The sequence below is a fragment of the Klebsiella indica genome (assembly GCF_005860775.1).
GTDB lineage: Bacteria > Pseudomonadota > Gammaproteobacteria > Enterobacterales > Enterobacteriaceae > Klebsiella > Klebsiella indica.
Map to the genome: position 1 here is coordinate 54,998 of NZ_VCHQ01000027.1, position 21,365 is coordinate 76,362.

General features: G+C 52.5%; 23 protein-coding genes. 5 read left to right on the plus strand and 18 right to left on the minus strand.

Translation table 11 applies throughout. The annotated features are described in order from the left end of the window. Positions 1-187: 187 nt before the first annotated feature. From FE839_RS19590 to FE839_RS19595, 3 genes are all read right to left on the minus strand, one after another. Positions 188-1,435 (minus strand): IS4 family transposase, encoded by a 1,248-nt coding sequence (locus FE839_RS19590; protein ID WP_138362447.1) that lies wholly within the window; start codon positions 1,433-1,435, stop codon positions 188-190. A gap of 868 nt (positions 1,436-2,303) precedes the next feature. Next, positions 2,304-2,465 (minus strand): hypothetical protein, encoded by a 162-nt coding sequence (locus FE839_RS24705; RefSeq protein ID WP_171034928.1) that lies wholly within the window; start codon positions 2,463-2,465, stop codon positions 2,304-2,306. Positions 2,466-2,489: 24 nt separating this feature from the next. Further along, positions 2,490-3,191, minus strand: coding sequence for a pirin family protein (locus FE839_RS19595; RefSeq protein ID WP_138362448.1), 702 nt, complete (start codon positions 3,189-3,191; stop codon positions 2,490-2,492). 104 nt (positions 3,192-3,295) lie between these two features. On the opposite strand from FE839_RS19595, the gene FE839_RS19600 reads away from it, so the two are divergent. Further along, positions 3,296-4,192, plus strand: a complete 897-nt coding sequence (locus FE839_RS19600) for a LysR family transcriptional regulator (RefSeq protein ID WP_138362449.1) — start codon at positions 3,296-3,298, stop codon at positions 4,190-4,192. 37 nt (positions 4,193-4,229) lie between these two features. Here the strand turns inward: FE839_RS19600 and FE839_RS19605 are convergent, their stop codons facing one another. The 11 genes from FE839_RS19605 to FE839_RS19655 all read right to left on the minus strand — a co-directional run bounded on the left by FE839_RS19605 (position 4,230) and on the right by FE839_RS19655 (position 11,680). Beyond that, the gene (locus tag FE839_RS19605) at positions 4,230-4,598 is read right to left on the minus strand and encodes a DUF805 domain-containing protein (protein WP_138362450.1); all 369 of its coding nucleotides are present in this window, start codon (positions 4,596-4,598) and stop codon (positions 4,230-4,232) included. 126 nt (positions 4,599-4,724) lie between these two features. Next, positions 4,725-5,711, minus strand: coding sequence for a glutathione S-transferase family protein (locus FE839_RS19610; RefSeq protein WP_138362569.1), 987 nt, complete (start codon positions 5,709-5,711; stop codon positions 4,725-4,727). A 65-nt stretch (positions 5,712-5,776) separates the two neighbouring features. Further along, positions 5,777-6,169, minus strand: a complete 393-nt coding sequence (locus tag FE839_RS19615) for a DoxX family protein (protein WP_138362451.1) — start codon at positions 6,167-6,169, stop codon at positions 5,777-5,779. Positions 6,170-6,525: 356 nt separating this feature from the next. Next, a complete protein-coding gene (locus FE839_RS19620) occupies positions 6,526-6,825 on the minus strand; it encodes a YqjK-like family protein (RefSeq protein ID WP_138362452.1) in 300 nt (99 codons plus the stop codon). Beyond that, positions 6,822-7,220 carry a phage holin family protein gene (locus tag FE839_RS19625; protein WP_138362453.1) on the minus strand — a complete coding sequence of 133 codons (399 nt, stop codon included), beginning with the start codon at positions 7,218-7,220 and terminating at the stop codon, positions 6,822-6,824. Before FE839_RS19625 ends, FE839_RS19620 begins: the two co-directional genes overlap by 4 nt. A 2-nt stretch (positions 7,221-7,222) precedes the next feature. Beyond that, entirely contained in the window at positions 7,223-7,528 is a 306-nt protein-coding gene (locus FE839_RS19630) for an ElaB/YgaM/YqjD family protein (RefSeq protein ID WP_138362454.1), read from the minus strand. 44 nt (positions 7,529-7,572) lie between these two features. Beyond that, a complete protein-coding gene (locus FE839_RS19635; RefSeq protein WP_138362455.1) occupies positions 7,573-7,941 on the minus strand; it encodes a DUF1090 domain-containing protein in 369 nt (122 codons plus the stop codon). A gap of 148 nt (positions 7,942-8,089) precedes the next feature. Continuing rightward, on the minus strand, positions 8,090-8,467 hold the full coding sequence (gene mzrA, locus FE839_RS19640) for an EnvZ/OmpR regulon moderator MzrA (protein ID WP_171034932.1): 378 nt from the start codon (positions 8,465-8,467) through the stop codon (positions 8,090-8,092). Positions 8,468-8,475: 8 nt separating this feature from the next. Further along, the gene (yqjA, locus tag FE839_RS19645) at positions 8,476-9,138 is read right to left on the minus strand and encodes a DedA family general envelope maintenance protein YqjA (protein WP_138362457.1); all 663 of its coding nucleotides are present in this window, start codon (positions 9,136-9,138) and stop codon (positions 8,476-8,478) included. 336 nt (positions 9,139-9,474) lie between these two features. Continuing rightward, a complete protein-coding gene (gene exuR / locus FE839_RS19650) occupies positions 9,475-10,251 on the minus strand; it encodes a transcriptional regulator ExuR (protein ID WP_138362458.1) in 777 nt (258 codons plus the stop codon). Between the two features lie 127 nt (positions 10,252-10,378). Continuing rightward, positions 10,379-11,680 carry an MFS transporter gene (locus FE839_RS19655; protein WP_138362459.1) on the minus strand — a complete coding sequence of 434 codons (1,302 nt, stop codon included), beginning with the start codon at positions 11,678-11,680 and terminating at the stop codon, positions 10,379-10,381. 485 nt (positions 11,681-12,165) lie between these two features. On the opposite strand from FE839_RS19655, the gene uxaC reads away from it, so the two are divergent. From uxaC to FE839_RS19670, 3 genes are all read left to right on the plus strand, one after another. After that, positions 12,166-13,578 (plus strand): glucuronate isomerase, encoded by a 1,413-nt coding sequence (uxaC, locus tag FE839_RS19660; protein ID WP_138362460.1) that lies wholly within the window; start codon positions 12,166-12,168, stop codon positions 13,576-13,578. Positions 13,579-13,596: 18 nt separating this feature from the next. Next, positions 13,597-15,084: a UxaA family hydrolase gene (locus FE839_RS19665; protein WP_138362461.1), complete on the plus strand. Its 1,488-nt coding sequence runs from the start codon at positions 13,597-13,599 to the stop codon at positions 15,082-15,084. 174 nt (positions 15,085-15,258) lie between these two features. Further along, on the plus strand, positions 15,259-15,813 hold the full coding sequence (locus FE839_RS19670; protein ID WP_138362462.1) for a YgjV family protein: 555 nt from the start codon (positions 15,259-15,261) through the stop codon (positions 15,811-15,813). Between the two features lie 14 nt (positions 15,814-15,827). Here FE839_RS19670 and sstT read toward each other — a convergent pair whose 3' ends face one another. The 4 genes from sstT to FE839_RS19690 form a co-directional block, all read right to left on the minus strand. Continuing rightward, positions 15,828-17,075: a serine/threonine transporter SstT gene (gene sstT, locus FE839_RS19675; protein WP_138362463.1), complete on the minus strand. Its 1,248-nt coding sequence runs from the start codon at positions 17,073-17,075 to the stop codon at positions 15,828-15,830. A 235-nt stretch (positions 17,076-17,310) separates the two neighbouring features. After that, positions 17,311-18,279 (minus strand): TerC family protein, encoded by a 969-nt coding sequence (locus FE839_RS19680; RefSeq protein ID WP_138362464.1) that lies wholly within the window; start codon positions 18,277-18,279, stop codon positions 17,311-17,313. Between the two features lie 251 nt (positions 18,280-18,530). Continuing rightward, entirely contained in the window at positions 18,531-19,520 is a 990-nt protein-coding gene (locus FE839_RS19685) for a Gfo/Idh/MocA family protein (RefSeq protein WP_138362465.1), read from the minus strand. 70 nt (positions 19,521-19,590) lie between these two features. Next, a complete protein-coding gene (locus FE839_RS19690) occupies positions 19,591-20,094 on the minus strand; it encodes a M48 metallopeptidase family protein (RefSeq protein WP_138362466.1) in 504 nt (167 codons plus the stop codon). An 86-nt stretch (positions 20,095-20,180) separates the two neighbouring features. On the opposite strand from FE839_RS19690, the gene rlmG reads away from it, so the two are divergent. Then, on the plus strand, positions 20,181-21,317 hold the full coding sequence (gene rlmG / locus FE839_RS19695; RefSeq protein ID WP_138362467.1) for a 23S rRNA (guanine(1835)-N(2))-methyltransferase RlmG: 1,137 nt from the start codon (positions 20,181-20,183) through the stop codon (positions 21,315-21,317). The last annotated feature ends 48 nt before the right edge of the window (positions 21,318-21,365 follow it).

Genomic DNA, 21,365 nt, shown 5'->3' on the forward strand with positions numbered 1-21,365 from the left:
GTGCCAGCGACATACGACAGAATATTTTGAAGAGGACGGGGCAAATCATGCCGTGGACAGGTACTTTTCTGGCCCCACAGCCCGGTAATAGCCGCCCAATCACCGGCTGGATATTTCCCGCCAGTTAGTTTACAGCGTCGTGGGAGAAGCCCCACCGGGGCGCTGAGGGATCCCCACAAACTCAGCGCTAATAAACCAACACCATACTTCGGTAGGTTTTGGCGAGATGATTAAGAAGGGTGCTCAGCACCATTCGTCTTAAAATTAGCGGGGAGTGTCGCAGGACATTCTCCGCTAATGTCAAATATGAGATAACCCGCCGCGATTTAATACTGTTGGCCTGGTATCTCAGATGTAATCCTTTATTTTCAGCATGATAACCAATAAGCCACAGGACTATTATACTCAGTGTTGCCAGCAGACTCAGCGCAAGAAGACGTCCTGCTGAACGACTGTAACTGGCACGCAAACCGAACCCAAAACGCTCACTTTTCTCATCCCGGAAGTTTTGCTCTATCTGCATACGGCGACTGTATAACTTCATGATTTCCCGTGGCTTAAAGTCACCTGTGCTACTGAATATAAGCCAGGGTTCTTTTGCCGCTTTGCGGGCATCCCGGACCTGCGATTTACGATGAATTCGACACCGGGAATGTTTGTGCTTACGCCCACGAGTTTGTTTTTTGTGAAGATAAAAGTGTCCGTCACAGCGTGCATATTCTGCCCGTCCCAGAGTTCCAGACCCGAGATGTACCGGTCGTATGCCTGCCTTAATTTGTGAATGTTTTTCAGCTTTGATATCAGAGACATCGTGCCAGCATCCACCTGTTTTTTGTAACCTGAACTTTACCTTACCCCGGATACGACCAATGAAATCCCAGCCCAGCGATTTTATATGATTGAACCATGCATTCTGGAAGCCAGCATCAGTGACGATAAGTACCCTGGACTTCGGGTTTACCGCTCCGGCAAGCGCATCAAGGAACGCTTTTTGGATCTTTGCGTTCTGCTGTTTTTCTGAGGGAACGATCCAGCTCAATAACGGGAGCGAACGCCCGTCGCAAATCAGGCTGGCGCGGAGGACATGATATTCCTGAGACGGGTAGCCACTCCAGTCAACAGCAATGACGCACAAGGATAACTGGCGCGTCAGCATCGAAATAATATTATTGAAAATCAAAGGAATATCACGATGAAGTGATTCATTGCCGAGCAGACGATCAACGCGTTTGATTTTATTTTTAACCTGAGCAGGTCCGGGTAAATAACGACCAATACTGGTCAGCGTCAGCGTCAGCGTCAGCGTCAGCGTCAGCGTCAGCGATGCGCCATTAATGAGTGCAACAGTGGCATCCAGCAGGGCATTTTGCCGGTATTTGTGAAACGGAGCTAAGGCATCCTGGAAGAAATTCTGACATACTCGATAAGCAGGCATAGAGGTGATCTCATTGAATTGGTTGCACAATCAGTAGATCACAAAACTCTATGCCTGTCTTTTTTCACCCGCACATTACTGGGGATTCCTCAGCACCGGGGCGGGGAATTTCAGCTGATGACATCAACTGTGGCGCCGCCTCGTTCATATCTGATAAGGAATTTATATACTTTGTCGCAAGTTACGGTAATCTCATTGCCAGAGAAAGAGGGCCTGATATCGTCTACTTTGTCGCATTCGTAACCAACGTAGCGAATCTCAGACTGTACCTTTTCCGGGCTAATGTTCTCTGTCGCATCAGCACAGGCAGGGATTCCGCATGTAAGAAGCATCAATAACATGATTTTAAACATGAATGGCTGCCCACTTTAATTTTTCAGCTCCCGGACTGACGCCTGAATGCCACATTAGACCGATCGATTAATTTAATTGAAAATTAATTATTGATCGTAAAAAACGATCAATCAAGTGGTTAATCGATAGACAATCTCACGCTTTATTCGGCGCGTAAGGCGCCAGGGAAAAGACGAACATCGTGATATCCGTGGGGTGCAGGGTACATACCGATACTACAGTTGGCTTGATCAATCCATGAGAGTTGCTGATTTCCGGGGCGGCATGATAAGCGCTGTTCAGAAATCGTGGGAATGTGCGGGTTGTGGGAGGGGGAATATGGGTATGAGGCTGGTCGCACCGCATGATCTGCGAAAAAGCCCATCAAATGAGGCAATTCAGTTAAGCTCCTGGTTCATCAGGGCGAGTTCACTTGCCATTATTGCCCTGCAACGTGAATTATTTAGGGGATAAAGATTTCATTCCAGGAATTCAGTGAGTTGACCATCGGCCCCGGAAGGGGCCATGGTGGGGATCAGGCTACGCTTTCTTCATCCTGGAGCCGGATCTCAGCTTCCGCAACGATCGCTTCCAGTTCACTTAACATCTCTTCATAACCAAAATTGACTGCGATCTTGTCTTCCGGTTGAGGTTGTTGCACCGGTATCACCGTTTTTTTCGCTTTCTTCTTGCTCACAGGCAAACTCCCTTGCTGCCGTTATTATACGGGTAAATCTATCAGCAAAGCGCGCAGCGGGGTATCGGCGACAAGGGTAATGTTAGCTTCATCACGAATAAATGCACCATCACCGCAGGTCAGGGACTGTTTCTCTTCTTCATGCGCAAGCGCGTGTACCGTCCCGTGAATCGACTGCAGGTAGGCTCGCGGGCCGTGAAGCTGTACATTGAGCTGTTCACCTTTCGTCAGGTTGATATGGTGAATCCATACCTGCTGGCGCAACTGGAGACTATTCTGGCTACCGTCTGGCGAAGCCAGCAGCTGCCGCGTTCCGGCGGCGATAGCGACTTTTTGCACCAGCGGATTCTCGTGCTGCGGACAGGCGTCCAGCCACAGCTGCATTCGCGTCAGTGACGTCTCTTTGCTCAGGTTGTGTTCGCTATAGCTGACACCGGCTTGCGTCGAGAGTAGTAGCGCCTCGCCGGCTTTTGCCTGGATATGGTTGCCGTCGCTGTCGCGATACTCTGCTTCACCTTCCAGAATCAGGTTCAGAATATCGACTTTCGGGTAGGTGCGCGGCTGGAATGAGGCACCGGGGGCCAGGACTTCCTGGTTAAGCACGCGTAACGATGCGTAACCTAACAATTTGGGGTCGAAGTAGTGGCCAAAGGAAAAGGTATAGCGGGCCTGCAGCCAGCCGAAGTCTGCTTGACCGCACTGTTTGGCTGTTCGGGTTGTAATCATTTTCTTGACCTCTCTTTACACTAAATCAATGGTAAAGGTATGGACGCTGTATTGTTAGCCAGATATTCTGCCCGGTATGTTCAAATTTCCTGAATGAGACTGTGATGGCGAAAGAGAGAGCATTAACGCTGGAGGCGTTACGCGTAATGGATGCGATTGATCGCCGCGGAAGTTTTGCTGCGGCGGCCGATGAGCTTGGTCGTGTGCCCTCAGCGCTGAGCTATACCATGCAAAAGCTGGAAGAGGAACTTGATGTCGTATTATTCGACCGCTCAGGCCATCGAACAAAGTTCACCAACGTTGGCCGAATGCTGCTGGAGCGCGGGCGTATTTTGCTTGAAGCGGCAGATAAGCTGACGACTGACGCTGAGGCGTTGTCGCGCGGTTGGGAAACGCATCTGACCATTGTTACTGAAGCGCTGGTGCCCACCACCGACCTGTTTCCGCTAATTGAAAAGCTGGCGACCAAATCCAACACTCAGTTATCGATTATTACCGAAGTGCTGGCCGGTGCCTGGGAGCGTCTTGAACAGGGGCGGGCGGATATTGTCGTCGCCCCGGATATGCATTTTCGCTCATCGTCGGAAATCAACTCCCGCAAACTCTATTCGGTGATGAACGTCTATGTCGCCGCGCCAGATCATCCGATTCACCATGAGCCGGAGCCGCTTTCTGAAGTGACCCGCGTGAAGTATCGCGGCATCGCGGTGGCCGATACCGCCCGTGAACGCCCGGTGCTGACGGTGCAACTGCTCGACAAACAGCCGCGACTAACGGTAAGTACGATTGAAGATAAACGCCAGGCGCTGCTGGCAGGTTTAGGCGTCGCCACGATGCCGTATCCGCTGGTTGAGCAGGATATTGCCGAAGGACGCTTACGGGTGGTCAGCCCGGAATACAGCAACGAGATCGATATTATTATGGCCTGGCGTCGCGACAGCATGGGTGAAGCGAAGTCATGGTGCCTGCGGGAGATCCCGAAGCTGTTTATGGGTAGATAAAACACAATGTGTCCCTTTTTGACGAGGGGCACATTGTTTAGTCAGAGATCAGTTTTGGATCCGGCCCAAAACGGTTATTGCCGGGAGTGCCGTTCTGACAATTGAAAATAATGATCACCAGCCAGCCGATCACGGGTATCAGCAGCAATAACAGCCACCATGCCGATCGGTCGGTGTCATGCAGACGACGAAACTGTACTGCCCACCAGGGTAAAAATACCAGCACGCCATAAATGGTCGTCAGAATGCCTTCATCGCCCGCACGCTGCCAGCCGAGCATTTTATCAATCATGCTGAGTACGACGGTCAGGATGATGTTGATCAGAATAAACATCCAGTACTCTTTGCGTCGGGCGCGGCCGCTAAATCCAATATAATTTTTTATGACTTTAAGGTACCAGTCCATTTTTATGCCTCAATTAATCATCAATCACTTGTTTTTAAAGCGATCTTAATAAGAATAGACGTGAATGAAATACAGGTAAATATTTATGATGTGAATTGTTGGGTGCCTGAAACGGCACCCAATCTCTTAGCGAAAGCGAAGATCGCGGCCGTGCGGTTCGTTAAGATCCTGATGTGGGCCGACGGAGATAATTCCGGTTGGATTAATGGTCTTATGGCTACGGTAGTAGTGGTTGCGGATATGGGCAAAGTTCACTGTTTCAGCGATGCCCGGTATCTGGTAGATATCGCGCAGGAAGCCATAAAGGTTGAGATAATCGCTGATGCGGCGCTTGTCGCATTTAAAGTGGGTCACATATACAGGATCGAAACGAACCAGCGTGGTCCACAGGCGAATATCCGCTTCCGTCAATTGATTACCGGTCAGGAAGCGATGTTGACCCAGGATTTGTTCCAGGCGTTCCAGGGCGCTAAATACCGCCTCGACCGCCTCATCATAGGCCTGCTGGCTGGTGGCGAATCCGGCTTTATAGACGCCGTTGTTGACATTGTTGTAAATCCAGCCATTCAGTTCATCAATTTGTTCACGCAGTTCTGGCGGGTAGTAATCGCCGGCCCTGGCGCCCAGTGCGTCGAAGGCGGTATTAAACATGCGGATGATTTCCGCCGACTCATTACTGACGATGGTTTGCTGTTTTTTATCCCATAATACCGGCACCGTGACGCGTCCGCTGTAGTGCGGATCGGCATGCAGATACAGTTGATAAAGAAACTCGTGCTGATAGAGCGTGTCGCCCGTGGCGGCCGGGAAACTGTCGTCAAAGGTCCAGCCGTTTTCGAACATTAAGGGATTGACCACTGAAACGGGAATAAAAGGTTCCAGTCCCTTTATCTTGCGAAAAATTAAAGTGCGATGGGCCCAGGGACAGGCAAGAGAAACGTACAGATGATAGCGGTCTTTTTCTGCTGCGAATCCTCCCTCGCCGCCCGGGCCTGGCGTACCATCGGCGGTTATCCAGTGGCGAAACGCGGAAACAGAACGTTTAAAACGCCCTCCGGTGGATTGGGTGTCATACCAGGTATCGTGCCAGACGCCGTCAATTAATTGTCCCATCATCTCCTCCTTCAGATAGTAAAAGCGAGGAGATCTCCCCTCGCTTTTGTATCAGTATAGTGAGCTTACCACTTTTTATTCAGCACCCGGTCGAGACTAAATGCGCCCGGGCCGGTGATAGCCAGCAGCAGGTAGCCGCCTGCGATGGTCAGGTTTTTCATGAACATCAGCGAGTTCATGCCTTCAGCAAAGTTGCTGTGGAACAGGAATGCGGCCAGCAGAGAGAAGCCCGCGGTGAACAGCGCGGTAGTACGGGTCAGGAAACCGAACAGAATAGCCAGACCACCGCCAAGCTCAAGCAGAATAACCAGTGGCAACATGAATCCGGGCACGCCCATGGCTTCCATATATTGTTGAGTACCCGCATAACCGGTGATTTTTCCCCAACCTGCGGTGATAAACAGAATGGGCATCAGAATGCGCGCTACCAGTACACCAACATCTTCTAATTTTTTCATTTTCTACTCCAGAAAACCCAAAGGGCGGCGATTTTGTTTTTAGCGCAATCCAGCGTATGACGCGGGGTTGCTGTCGATGGAGAGAATATTAGCGAGGCTGAGAGGGAATTGTTAGCAAGGAAAACTGTAGATCTTTTTCAAAGATTCTGAGTAACAATTGAAAAAGATAATGAATGACTGAACCGATATAGCAGGTTGTATAGCGGTGGTCGTGAGAAGGTTAACTGAGATGTGGTTCTGATATGCCTGAGACTAACAGAAGAGCTGGCCTGCGCAATCCGCGATTGCCTGCAGGCCCAGACAAGGCAGACAGGTCGGTCATACCCGGAAGGTGCACCTGCCCACGCAATTCGGCCTCAGTGAGATGAGCGCTGAGGCAGCAGCCGTCGGGCCATGCGCCAGGTGCTCCAGAGACCCACGCCGCGTTTCGCCCAGCGCAGCAAAAAACGTGGATGACGCACTGACCATACGGCGAAGAGGCCGCTGCCGACCATTGCCCATGAACGCAGGTTAAGCAAAGTATGCCAGCCGCGGTCTATCGGCGCGGTCGCTTCCAGCCAGCGCCGGCGGCTGGCGTTGAGATCCAGCCGCTGCTGTTGGATTTCGCGCAGCAGGCGCGCTTTTTGCCTTTCACGTTCCTGTTGGCCGCGGCTCATGACTTATCGTCCTCCAGCAACGCCCGGTCGTTAGCCAGTTCCTGACGCGTAAGACGCAGAAATGTTGAACGTCGGGCCTTACGTAACGTCCAGATGCCGCCGATAATCGCCGCCAGCAACAGCGTCACGGTGGTGGCGATCATCACGTTCAGCCGATACTGGGCATCGACAGCCCAGATAATAAGGACTAACAGGCTCATCAGGCCGAACGCGGCAAACAGCAGGGTCAGCCCGAGCATCAGAAACAGCTGAAAGAGATTGGCTTTTTCCTCTTCCAGCTCCACGACCACCAGGCGAAGGCGCGTTTCCACCATTTCAACCAACAGCGTAACGATCCGTTGCCCGATGCCGAAAATGCTTTGCCCCGGCCCTTGCGTGTGTTGAGAATTCGCCATAATTAGCGGCGCGTCAACAGAACACCCAGCACCAGCCCGACGGCTGCGCCAATTCCCACGCCGGTCCACGGGTTTTCACGAACGTATTCATCCGCGCGGGCGGCGGTTTCGCGCGTTTGTTTTACGATGGCGTCGCCGGTTTCGCCCATGCGAACGCGGCTTTCTTTCAGCACGCTTTCGGCTTTACTGCGCAATTTACCAATCTCTTCCTTCGACTTATCCGCGGAGGAGTTCAGCACTTCTTCCAGGGTATCCGCCAGCGTCTTCAGTTCCGCACGCAGGTCTTCTGCAACGTTATCTTTAGCCATGTTTATCTCCTGTTAAAGTGGTCCATATGGGGTTGCGCGATAGATTAATACTCACGAGATTGCAGCGTTTTCAATTCACGCTGAGCTTCATCAAGTTTACGTTGGCGCTTGTTGATTTTGTCAGCATCGCCTTTCTGTTTGGCTTCGCGCAGATCGTTCTGCCGTTCGGCTATCTCCGCTTGTTGTTTGGCAATTTTGCGTTGATGTTCAGCTTTGAGCTTGCTGTCGCTACAGTTTGCCCTGACTTCGCTAAGCGCCCGTTTCAGGCCATCAATACGGTTCTGATTATGATGTTTTTCTGCGTAGCTAATCTCCCGCTGGATATCCTGCTCTTTTTCCTGACAAGGGGAGATGGCAAAGGCGCTGGCACTCAGTGACGTCAGAACCAGAATCAACGCGACGCGGTGTTTCATGGATATTACCTTCCATTGTGTGAGGGCATACCTGAGGATATACCCGATCCAGTTGATAAATGAGAGCCCGATGACTCCCGTAACGTAAGCATAGTAAGTAAACCGGGAAATCACCAAACAGGGTGAAAATATTCGGAATTTTCGTTGATTACCCGAACCTGTGCGGGGTGTCGCGCAGACGGGCAATCCACGCGATCGGTGAGTTATCGTCTTCCTGTAAAGCGATAACATAGCCGTGCGGCAGGGCGCGGCCCAGCACTTCTTTTGCCGCCGCGCCCTGAGCGCTGGAATCAAATTTGATGATCAGACCATCTTTCTGCGGGGTAATGCTTTTAAAGCGGATGCCGTTGGCGTCGAGATGGTGCCAGACGGAAAAGCCGTCCGGCATGCTGACACCGTGATTGATGGGGCGGATAGCCAGAGTGGATTCCTGCTGTTGCATGGCGATCCAGAGCCAGAATAAACCGCACAGGAGTAGCGAGCCGCCCAGCACCCAGCCTGTCTGACGCAGAGAGGATCGTGTTATCGCCATTGTTAGCTCCGGCTTCTGTATTTTTTCTTCCACAGGACAATCAGCGAGCCTATCAGGCCAAATACCAGCAGCGCGACAGGCAGCAGCATCAGGCAGGACATCAGCTGATCTTCATATTTCAGGAATACGGGCGTTTTTCCCAGCAGGTAGCCCAGAGAGCTAAGAATCAGCACCCACAACAGCGCGCTCATCCAGTTAAAAAACTGGAAACGGGCGCTGCTCAGACCAGAAAGCCCGGCGATGGTCGGCAGCAGCGTACGGACGAAAGCAATAAAGCGACCAATCAGCAGCGCGGAAAGCCCGTGTTTATGAAACAGATGGTGGGCGCGCTGGTGGTAATGTGACGGAAGATGAGAAAGCCAGTTTTGTACGATGCGCGTATTGCCGAGCCAACGGCCCTGAATATAACTTAGCCAGCAGCCGAGACTGGCCGCCGCGGTGAGTAATAATAACGTTTCAGGAAAACCCATCGCGCCTTTCGCGATCAGGACGCCAACCAGCACTAACAGGCTGTCACCGGGCAAAAAAGCGGCGGGCAACAAACCGTTCTCAAGGAACAAAATCATAAATAAGACAAAATACAGCATGCCAATCATGGATGGATTCGCAAGCGTTTCGTAATCCTGAGCCCATAACGCATTCAATAATTGGGTTAATAGTTCCATTCATGGTTCCTGGTACATCGGTTAACGGCACGTCTGAACGCGGTGTTTAGATGGCGACATTGTTTTTTATTGGATTATGGCCGCTACTGCGCTCTGAACGGATCCCTGTTTAAAAGTGGAGCAAGCCAAAGCAAACTCTCAGAACGACAAAGTGCATCTAATTGTAACAAACCCACCGTCTTTACGTCATAGAAATTGCAGTTTGTTGCATTCTGATTGTGCTGATTGTGGAGAAGGGAGGCGAGTGTATTTACACAGGCTGACATTATATATGCTTTGCTTACCCTGCGGGGGGCGGGCAGCGGCGGCGTTACTGCCCGGGGAGAAGAAAACGGTCTATTTTGTGCCGTTGGCGGCGGTATCGAGATGAACGACCGGATTTTCGGCAAACAGATAGCGATCGGCATTGAATTCAAAATCATCGCTGGTTTCGTTGAACAACATCTGTTTAGTGTTTTCCAGATGCTGCCACATGGCCAGTTTTGCCGCATGCGGATCTTTACGAATCAGCGCCTTAAGAATTTGGTCATGATCGTCGCACCAGTTATCAACGGTGCGCAGATCGATATGATCATGCAACTTTTTCCAGTACGGATTATGCACCCGTTGGGTCCACATTTTTTCAACGATGGCGGCTAACGCGCTGTTTTGCGTCGCCAGCGCGACCTGTACGTGAAACTGCAGATCCCATTCCGAATCGCGGAAGCATTTCTCTTTGCGCGCATTTTCCTGGATTTCCATCAGCTTCATAATGTCCTGCTTGGTCACCTGCGTCGCTGCGAATTCGGCAATATTGCTTTCTATCAACTGGCGGGCCTGCAATAGCTCGAAGGGACCGTAGCTGGCGAATTCCAGGGATTCATCGGGAATTTGCTGATGCTTCGGATGGTTGGAAATAACGTGGATGCCAGAGCCTTTGCGAACTTCAACGTAGCCTTCGACTTCCAGCATAATGATCGCTTCGCGAACGACGGTGCGACTCACGCTTTTTTCGTCAGCAATAAACCGCTCAGCGGGGAGTTTATCGCCCACAAGGTAAACACCTTGCTCAATACGCGTCTTCAGCTCCGCGGCAAGCTGCTGATACAAACGACGTGATTCAGTGAATTCCATATTCGCTCCCGGGAAATGGCGACAATATTGGATTTGTTATACCACTTTTACACGCCAGCCACCACAAGAAGAGACGAAAAAGCCGCCTTAACCAGGGCGGCTTTCGTATGACAATGAGCCGAGACGGCTAGCTTTGTGTTGCCGGGTTGGTGGCGTTTACCGGCGTAGCGTTATCATCCGCCGATTTATTTTTCAGCACCGTCCAGATCACCACGGCGCCCAGCAGATCGAATACCGCCAGCACGGCGAACAGCGGGCTGAAGCCGATGGTATCCGCCAGCGCACCGACCACCAGAGCAAAGAGGGTGCTTGCCAGCCATGCAGCCATCCCGGTCATCCCGTTTGCCGTTGCCACTTCGTTACGACCAAATACGTCGGAAGAGAGGGTGATCAGCGCGCCGGACAGCGCCTGGTGAGCGAAGCCCCCGACGCACAGCAGAGCGATAGCTACGTACGGGCTTGTAAATAAACCAATCGTCCCTGGGCCGATCATTAGCAGCGCACCCATGGTCACCACCATTTTGCGGGAAACAATCAGATTCACGCCAAACCAGCGCTGGAACAGCGGCGGCAGATAACCACCGACGATACAACCGAGATCCGCGAACAGCATTGGCATCCAGGCGAACATGGCAATCTCTTTCAGGTTAAAGCCGTAGACTTTAAACATGAACAGCGGGATCCAGGCGTTGAACGTTCCCCATGCGGGTTCCGCAAGAAAACGCGGCAAAGCAATACCCCAGAACTGGCGGTTACGCAGAATTTGCCACGGCGACATTTTCTTGCCGTTGTTGGTCTGGTGCTGAGATTCCTGGCCACTAATAATGTAGTCGCGTTCTTCTTCTGTTAATTTTTTCTGATCGCGCGGGTGTTTGTAGAAAATTAACCACGCCATTGCCCAGATGAAGCTCAGAACGCCGGAAATGATAAACGCCATTTGCCAGCTGTGCATCACGATAGCCCATACCACCAGCGGGGGAGCAATCATCGCGCCAATAGAGGAGCCCACGTTGAAGTAGCCAACGGCAATAGAACGTTCTTTTGCCGGGAACCATTCAGAACTGGCCTTCAAACCGGCGGGGATCATCGCGGCTTCAGCGGCGCCGACCGCACCGCGGGCCAGCGCAAGGCCCCCCCAGCTTCCCGCCAGCGCCGTAGAACCACAGAAGAGCGCCCATGTGACAGCAAAGAAGGCATAACCGACTTTGGTGCCCAGAATATCAAGGATATAACCGGCAACAGGTTGCATAACGGTGTAAGCAGCGGAATAGGCTGCGATGATATAGGAATATTGTTGTGTGGAGATATGCAACTCTTCCATTATCGTTGGTGCGGCTGCCGCCACCGTGTTACGCGTCAGGTACCCCAGAACAGTGCCTAGCGTCACCAGTCCGATCATATACCAACGTAACCCTTTAATTTTACGCATGTAAAACCTCATCGTTTTATTATATATCCGCAGCATATGCGGCTATCTTCCGGCTCTGTCATTGAAGCGCAGAAGGTGAAACGGAGGGTTCAGGAGAGGAAACCTCATATGGTCCGAACCTTGCCATCAACTGTTGTGTCTGATTCGGTGTCCATACCGGTTAATCCGACGTGATAATTCATCGGTAATGCATTCCATTGGTATATAAGTTTCGACGGGAGCAAGATAACTTGTCATACAACTTTAAAAGTTGAGTGATGTCACAAAAGGAGGAAAGTTTGTGTGGATATGATTTTCTGCGATGAAGCCCAGATTTGGCGCGCGCTGGAGGGGCGTTTACATTAATAGCGGCGGTTTTTTTGTCGACGTTTATTGATCTAACTCACGAAAAATACTTCGGCTTGCGCGAATTGGTGTGATAACTTTATCGGCATGACAGTCAATCATCTGATGGGCTCCCGCTGAAGGGTGAAGAGGACACGAAAATGACACCGTTTATGACCGAGGATTTTCTGCTTGATACCGAGTTTTCCCGCCGTCTGTACCACGATTACGCTAAAGATCAGCCGATTTTCGACTATCACTGCCACCTGCCGCCACAGCAGATTGCTGACAATTACCGCTTCAAAAATCTGTATGATATCTGGCTGAAAGGCGATCATTATAAATGGCGCGCTATGCGAACTAACGGCGTGGCCGAGCGTTTATGTACGGGTGATGCCTCTGACCGCGAGAAATTTGACGCCTGGGCGGCCACCGTACCACATACTATTGGCAACCCGTTATACCACTGGACGCATCTTGAATTACGCCGTCCTTTTGGTATTACAGGTAAACTCCTTTCTCCGGCAACCGCCGATGAAATTTGGGCGCAGTGCAACGAGCTGCTGGCGCAGGATCGCTTTTCCGCCCGTGGCATCATGCAGCAGATGAACGTGAAAATGGTCGGCACTACTGACGATCCGATCGATTCACTGGCGTATCACGCTGCTATTGCCAAAGAGCGCGACTTCCCGGTGAAAGTGCTGCCGAGCTGGCGTCCGGACAAAGCCTTCAACATTGAACAGGCGACGTTCAACGACTACATGGCGAAACTGGGCGCCGTGTCGGATACCGACATTCGCCGCTTTGCCGACCTGCAAACCGCGTTGACTAAACGTCTGGATCATTTCGCCGCTCACGGGTGCAAAGTTTCTGACCATGCGCTGGATGTGGTGCTGTTTGCTGAAGCCAACGAAAGCCAGCTGGATAGCATTCTGGCACGTCGCCTGAGGGGAGAAACCCTGAGCGAGCATGAAGTGGCTCAGTTCAAAACCGCCGTTCTGGTTTTCCTCGGCGCGGAATACGCTCGTCGCGGCTGGGTGCAGCAGTATCATATTGGCGCGCTGCGCAACAACAACCTGCGTCAGTTCAAACTGTTAGGGCCGGATGTTGGTTTTGACTCCATCAACGACCGCCCGATGGCGGAAGAGTTATCCAAACTGCTCAGTAAACAGAACGAAGAAAACCTGCTGCCGAAAACCATCCTCTACTGCCTGAATCCGCGCGACAACGAAGTGTTGGGCACCATGACTGGCAACTTCCAGGGCGAAGGTATGCCGGGCAAGATGCAGTTTGGTTCCGGCTGGTGGTTCAACGATCAGAAAGACGGCATGGAACGTCAGATGACCCAACTGGCGCAGCTTGGTCTGCTGAGCCGTTTTATCGGTATGCTGACCGATAGCCGTAGCTTCCTCTCCTATACTCGCCATGAATACTTCCGTCGCATCCTGTGCCAGATGATTGGCCGTTGGGTGAACGCGGGTGAAGCCCCTGAGGATATTCAACTGTTGGGCGAGATGGTGAAAAACATTTGCTTTAACAATGCGCGTGACTACTTCGCTATTGAATTGAACTAAGGCCAGAGGTCGGTTGATATGCAATACATTAAAATCCATTCGCAAGATAACGTCGCGGTAGCGCTGGCGGATATGGCGGCAGGCACGGTAGTCACCATTGACGGCGATACGGTCACGTTGATGCAGGATGTTGCGCGCGGGCATAAGTTTGCGCTACACGGCATTGCGAAGGGAAATAACGTCATTAAATATGGTCTGCCGATAGGACATGCGCTGGCGGATATTGTGCCGGGGGAACATATCCACTTCCACAATACGCGCACTAACTTAAGCGATCTTGACGCGTATAGTTATCAACCGGATCTGATTGCGCCAGCGGCGCAGCCTGCGGATCGCGCGGTGCAAATTTATCGTCGCGCTAACGGTGAAGTCGGAGTGCGTAATGAGCTGTGGATCCTGCCGACCGTCGGCTGCGTCAATGGTATTGCGCGCCAGATCCAGAACCGTTTTTTGCAGGAAACGAATCAGGCTGAAGGCACCGACGGCGTCTTTCTTTTCAGCCATACCTACGGCTGTTCACAGTTGGGCGACGATCACATCAACACCCGAACCATGTTGCAAAATATGGTGCGTCACCCGAATGCCGGGGCCGTGCTGGTGATTGGCCTGGGTTGCGAGAACAATCAGGTTGATGCTTTCCGAGAAACGCTCGGCGACATCGATCCTGAGCGCGTCCATTTTATGGTCTGCCAGCACCAGGATGACGAAGTGGAAGCGGGAATAGAACATCTCCACCAGTTGTACAACGTAATGCGTCACGACAGGCGTGAACCGGGAAAACTAAGCGAACTGAAATTTGGCCTTGAGTGCGGCGGTTCTGATGGTCTGTCCGGTATTACCGCTAACCCGATGCTGGGCCGCTTCTCGGATTATCTGGTTGCCAACGGTGGGACCACGGTACTGACTGAAGTACCGGAAATGTTCGGTGCTGAGCGACTGCTGATGAGCCACTGTCGCGACGAAGAAACTTTCGGCAAGCTGGTAACGATGGTCAATGATTTCAAACAGTACTTTATCGCCCACAACCAGCCGATTTATGAGAATCCATCGCCGGGCAACAAAGCGGGCGGTATTACCACGCTGGAAGATAAGTCGCTGGGCTGTACGCAGAAAGCGGGATCCAGTCAGGTAGTTGACGTGCTACGTTACGGCGAGCGCCTGAAAGTTCGCGGTCTTAACCTGCTGAGTGCTCCGGGTAACGACGCGGTGGCAACCAGTGCGCTGGCCGGGGCGGGCTGCCATATGGTGCTGTTCAGCACCGGCCGTGGCACGCCTTACGGCGGTTTTGTTCCCACGGTGAAAATTGCCACCAACAGCGAGCTGGCGACCAGGAAAAAACACTGGATCGACTTTGATGCCGGGCAACTGATTCACGGTAAAGCGATGCCGCAATTACTGGAAGAGTTTGTCGATACCATTGTGGCGTTTGCTAACGGCAAGCAGACCTGTAACGAACGTAATGATTTCCGCGAACTGGCTATATTCAAAAGCGGCGTTACCCTTTAATTACCCGTCATTTTTCACACCACATCATCCCGGTGACTTACTTCAGTAAGCTACCGGGGATGTCTGAGCTTGCCGCCTTGCTGTGGCGTGAAATCTGGTGAGTTATAAAAGGAAGGCGTTTCAAAAACGGCGTTTCAGAGTATGATGCGCCGTTTTGTTTTATAAGGACTCCCCATGACCGCGTATTGGCTTGCCCAGGGCGTTGGTGTTCTCGCCTTTCTGATCGGCATTACCACTTTTATCAACCGGGACGAGCGCCGCTTCAGGCTGCAGCTTGCCGTCTATAGCGCCACCATTGGCGTGCACTTTTTTTTGATGGGGGCGTATCCGGCGGGAATGAGCGCCGAGCTGAATACCGTACGAACCCTTATCTCAATGCGTACCCGCAAGCTCTGGGTGATGACCGTGTTTATTGTGCTTACGCTGGTGCTGGGACTGGCGAAGCTGCAGCATGCCATGGAACTGCTGCCGATTGTTGGCACCCTGGCCAGCACCTGGGCGCTATTTCGCTGCACGGGATTAACCGTTCGCTGCGTGATGTGGTGTGCGACAGCCTGCTGGGTGATCCACAACTTCTGGCTGGGATCGATTGGCGGCACGATGATTGAAGGCAGCTTTCTGGTGATGAACGGTCTGAACATTATCCGCTTTCGGCGGATGCAAAAGCGTGGTATTGACCCGTTTAAAGTGGAAAAGAGGATACAGAAAGAGAACCCCTCCGCAGATTAGCGGAGGGGGAAGGATTAGCTGCGCAGCGGCTCTTTCGCCAGCTGCTGGTCTTCGGCCATACAGGCTGCCGCAGTAAAGAGAACGTCGGTAGAAGAGTTCAGCGCGGTTTCGCAAGAATCCTGCAAGACGCCGATGATAAAGCCAACGGCCACCACCTGCATGGCAACATCGTTCGGGATGCCAAACATATTACAGGCCAGCGGAATTAACAGCAGTGAACCGCCCGCCACGCCGGAAGCGCCGCAGGCGCACAGCGACGCCACGACGCTAAGCAGCAGCGCGGTCAGCAGGTCAACCGGGATATTCAGCGTATGGACGGCTGCCAGGGTGAGTACCGTAATGGTGATCGCCGCACCGGCCATATTGATGGTCGCCCCCAGCGGAATAGACACCGAGTAAGTATCGCGATCCAGATTCAGCTTTTCACTCAGCGCCATATTCACCGGAATATTAGCGGCGGAGCTGCGGGTGAAGAAGGCGTAAACGCCGCTTTCGCGCAGGCAGATCAGCACCAGCGGATAGGGATTGCGGCGAATTTTCCAGAACACCAGCAGCGGGTTAATGACCAGCGCCACCAGCAGCATACAGCCCACCAGCACCAGAAGCAGATGGGCGTAGCTCCAAAGGGTTTCAAAACCGGTGGTCGCCAGCGTTGAGGAGACCAGACCAAAGATCCCCAGCGGCGCGAAGCGGATCACCACTTTAACGATAAAAGTCACCGCATGAGAAACGTCGTTAATCAGGTTTTTGGTGGTTTCGTTTCCGTGACGCAGCGCGAACCCAAGACCCACGGCCCACACCAGAATGCCGATATAATTGGCGTTCAGCAGAGCGTTAATCGGGTTGGAAACCATGCTCATCAATAGTCCGCGCAGGACTTCGACAATCCCCGACGGTGGCGTGATGCTGTCTGCCGCCGAGGTAAGATGCAGCGTTGAGGGGAAGATAAAGCTAAACAGCACGGCGGTTAACGCCGCACTAAACGTACCCAGCAGGTAGAGGAACAGAATCGGGCGGATACGGGTCTTTTGCCCCTGCTGATGGTTAGCGATTGAGGCCATCACCAGCATCAGAACCAGCACCGGCGCGACCGCTTTCAGCGCGCCGACGAATAGCGTTCCCAACAGTCCCACGGCGATTGCGGCGGGTTTTGAAACCATCGCCAGCAGTACGCCGAGTACCAGACCGATTAAAATTTGTTTGACCAGACTACCCTGAGCCATGCGGCGCAGCAGGGTTGAACGGGGTGATTGGCTTACCATGTTTATTCCTTCCAGTGAAGTCGCGATCTGTTCCGGCTACGTATTATTTGTAACGTTTATGTCCGGATGTAAATAGATGTTTGCCTGGTTGAGTATACGGAAAGATTGACATTGGGAAAGGGTAAAATATCGTTTTTGGTGCTAAGAACATATTTTTAGCATTGTGTTAACGCTTATATAGCGTAGGGCATGTTGTTGACCGGATGAAAGGGGATTTCACCCGGTCAGCTATGACTTATGGCAGCCGTTTTTTCTTGTCGTGTTGCTGATTGACCCAGGCATTAATAATTAACGTCAATACCAGAATGCCGCCCACGATGCCAAGCGAGAACCCGATTGGTATGTGGAAGAAATCGACAATCAACATCTTGATACCGATAAACACCAGAATGACCGACAGGCCATACTTCAGCATGGAGAAACGCTCGGCGACGCCTGCCAGCAGGAAATACATTGCGCGCAGGCCGAGGATAGCGAACAGATTTGAGGTCAGCACGATAAAGGGATCGGTGGTGACGGCGAAAATGGCCGGAATACTGTCAACGGCGAAGATAACATCGCTCAGTTCGACGAGGATCAGCACCAACAGCAGCGGCGTAGCGTAAAGCGCGCTATTCTGGCGGATAAAGAAGCGCTCGCCCTCGATCTTATCCGTCATGCGCAGATGATTGCGGAGCCAGCGCACCAGCGGTTTGTCGCCGATACCGGACTCATCTTCTTTTGCCAGCGCCATTTTCACGCCGGTAAACAGCAGGAACGCGCCGAAGACGTAGAGCAGCCATTCGAACTGGGAGATCAGCCAGCTACCGGTGAAGATCATGATCGTACGCAGCACGATCGCGCCTAACACGCCATAGACCAGCACCCGGCGCTGTAGCGCAGGCGGGACGGAAAAGTAGCTGAACAGCATCAGCCAGACGAAGACATTATCCACAGCCAGTGCTTTCTCAATGAGATAACCGGTAAGGAACGCCAGCGCTTGCGGGTCGGCTACAGCGCGACCTTCGGTCTGCACCAGATACCACCAGAAAGCGGCGTTAAACAGCAGTGAGAGGGTAACCCAGAGAACAGACCAGCCTGCAGCTTGCTTCATGGTCATGCTATGCGCGCCGCGCCGTCCTTGCAGCAGCAGATCGATAGCCAGCATGATGACCACCACCACGGCGAATCCGCCCCATAACAACGGTGTGCCGACACTATTCATTACGATATTCCTTACATAAAAACAAAACGGCTGACGTCGGAAGACGGCAGCCGCTGCGCTTTTATGCAGAGACCTCGCCTTCCGGCAAGGTCTCACTTACAACAAGAAGCTTGTTGCCCGGCGACCGGATGCGGTTTTTCACGCATCGTAATGACGATCGACCGGCAAGGAAGTTACTCCCCTTTGCGTGTCACAAACTATTACAACTTATAAATAGGGTCAATGGCGTCTGGTGGTCCCTTTACACTCCTTTACGCCACCGGCTGGCTATCCGCCGGGAAGACCACGCCGGTCTGGCGACGAATCTCGCTCAGCAGTTTTGCCGTGATACGGCTAACTTCCAGAGCCGGATGAACAACCGCATTGCTTTCAACCAGACCAGCAAATGTCTCCGCTTCATACAGCATTGTATTAATATGCTGCGGTTGACTCAGATCCTGGGCTTTGCCGCCGCGCGGCACCAGGCAGATCTTCTGGCATTCAGATATTTTCTCAATAACCAACGCGCCAGATTCGCCCTGAATTTCGCTCGGGATCGCGGAATCACTCACTTTCGAATGATGCAGAGTGACATCAAAATCACCGTAGCTCAGCACGACGGTCCCCTGACCATCGACCCCGCTCTCCAGCAGGCTGGCGCTGGCGTGGACTGCGCACGGTTCGCCCCACAGCGCGACCGCCGACGCCAGACAGTAAAAACCGATATCCATAATCGAGCCATTCGAGAAGGCCGGATTAAAGGTATTGGGGTTTTCACCATCCAGATAGCGCTGGTAGCGCGAAGAATACTGGCAGTAGTTAATAAAGGCTTTGCGCAGCTTACCGATTTTATCCAGCGACTGCTTCAGCAGCAGGAAATTTGGCAGGCTGGCGGTCTTGAACGCTTCGAAAAGCACCACGTTATGTTCCCGCGCCACCTTTATGGCGGCTTCCACTTCCTGCAGATTTGATGCCAGCGGTTTTTCGCAAATCACATGCTTTTTATGGCTCAGAAACAGGCGCGTTTGCGGGAAGTGCAACGCGTTAGGGCTGGCGATATAGACGGCGTCAACATCGGCGCTTTGCGCCAGCGCTTCCAGTGAAGTGAACAGATGTTCGACGGGATAATCGTTGGCGAAAGCCTGGGCTTGTTCAAGGCTGCGGGAGTAAATGGCGGTAAGTTTATATTTGCCGGTTTCATGGGCGGCATCGACAAACTGCTTAGTGATCCAGTTTGTGCCAACAACTGCGAAACGTATCATAAACGTTGACGAACTCCATAAAAAGGGATCTTTCGTCACTGTAACATGCCATCATAACAAAACCAGTGCGCTACTGCGCAGAACGGTTTAACGAAAGCTGCGTCAGCCACAGGCGGGTATCAAACTCAAGCTGGTGGTATTGCGGTTCCATGTAACAGCACAACTGATAAAACGCTTTGTTGTGTTCTTTTTCCTTCAGATGCGCCAGTTCGTGAACCACGATCATTCGCAGAAAAGGTTCCGGCGCATTGCGAAACACGGTGGCGACGCGGATCTCGGCTTTGGCCTTCAGCTTGCCGCCCTGTACGCGCGAAATAGCGGTATGCAGCCCCAGCGCATTGTTCAGCACATGGATCTTGTTGTCATACATCACTTTGTTGATCGGCGGGGCGTTACGCAGAAACTGGTTTTTCAGATCCTGGGTATACTGCCAGAGCGCTTTATCGGTCGTGAAATCATGCGTTCCTGGATAGCGTTTTTCCAGCACTGCGCCCAGACGCTGTTCAGCAATAAGCGTGCGTACCTGAGACAGTAAATTCTCCGGGTAGCCGTGGAGATAAGTAAGTTGACCCATCAAAGCCCCAAATTAAATCTAAAAAAAGAGTATACTCACGCACCCTTTCAGGGATAACAGCGAAATTTTACCATTCAGGAGGGCCGATGAGCCACGTAGACAACGGTTTCCGTTCACTGACACTGAAACGTTTCCCGGAAACGGATGACGTTAACCCGCTTCAGGCGTGGGAAGCGGCGGATGAATATCTGCTGCAACAGTTAGACGACACGGAAATCAGCGGCCCGCTGCTGATCCTGAATGATGCCTTTGGCGCATTAGGCTGCGCGCTGGCTGAACATACACCATACAGCATCGGCGACTCGTATTTAAGCGAGCTGGCGACGCGCGAAAATCTACGCCACAACGATATCGCTGAATCCAGCGTCAAGTTTCTCGACAGTACCGCCGCGTACCCGCCGGCGCCGGGCGTTGTGTTGATTAAGGTGCCGAAAACGCTGGCGCTGCTGGAACAACAGTTGCGCGCGTTGCGCCAGGTTGTGACTCCACAAACCCGTATTATTGCGGGAGCAAAGGCGCGTGACATTCATACCTCCACGCTGGAACTGTTCGAAAAAGTGCTCGGCCCCACGACCACGACGCTGGCCTGGAAAAAGGCGCGCCTGATCAACTGTACCTTCAGTCAGCCTGAACTGTCGGATGCGCCGCAGACGCTGAGCTGGAAACTGGACGGCACCGACTGGACTATCCACAATCATGCGAACGTTTTCTCACGTACCGGCCTGGATATCGGCGCGCGCTTCTTTATGCAGCATTTACCGGAAAATCTGCAAGGGGAGATCGTCGATCTCGGCTGCGGCAATGGCGTGATTGGCCTGATGCTACTGGCGAAGAACCCTCAGGCGAGCGTCGTGTTTGTCGACGAATCGCCGATGGCGGTCGCGTCCAGCCGTTTGAATGTGGAAACCAATATGCCGGAAGCGTTGGATCGCTGCGAGTTTATGATTAACAACGCCTTGTCCGGCGTGGAGCCTTTCCGCTTTAACGCCGTGCTGTGCAACCCGCCGTTCCATCAGAAACATGCGCTGACGGATAACGTTGCCTGGGAGATGTTCCACCATGCGCGCCGTTGCCTGAAGATCAACGGCGAGCTGTACATTGTGGCGAACCGTCACCTGGATTATTTCCACAAGCTGAAGAAGATTTTCGGTAACTGCACCACCATCGCCACCAATAACAAATTCGTGGTGTTGAAAGCGGTGAAGCTGGGGCGTCGTCGGTAAGATCGCTTTGCCTGGCGGCGCTTCGCTTGCACAGGCCTACGGTTTTGT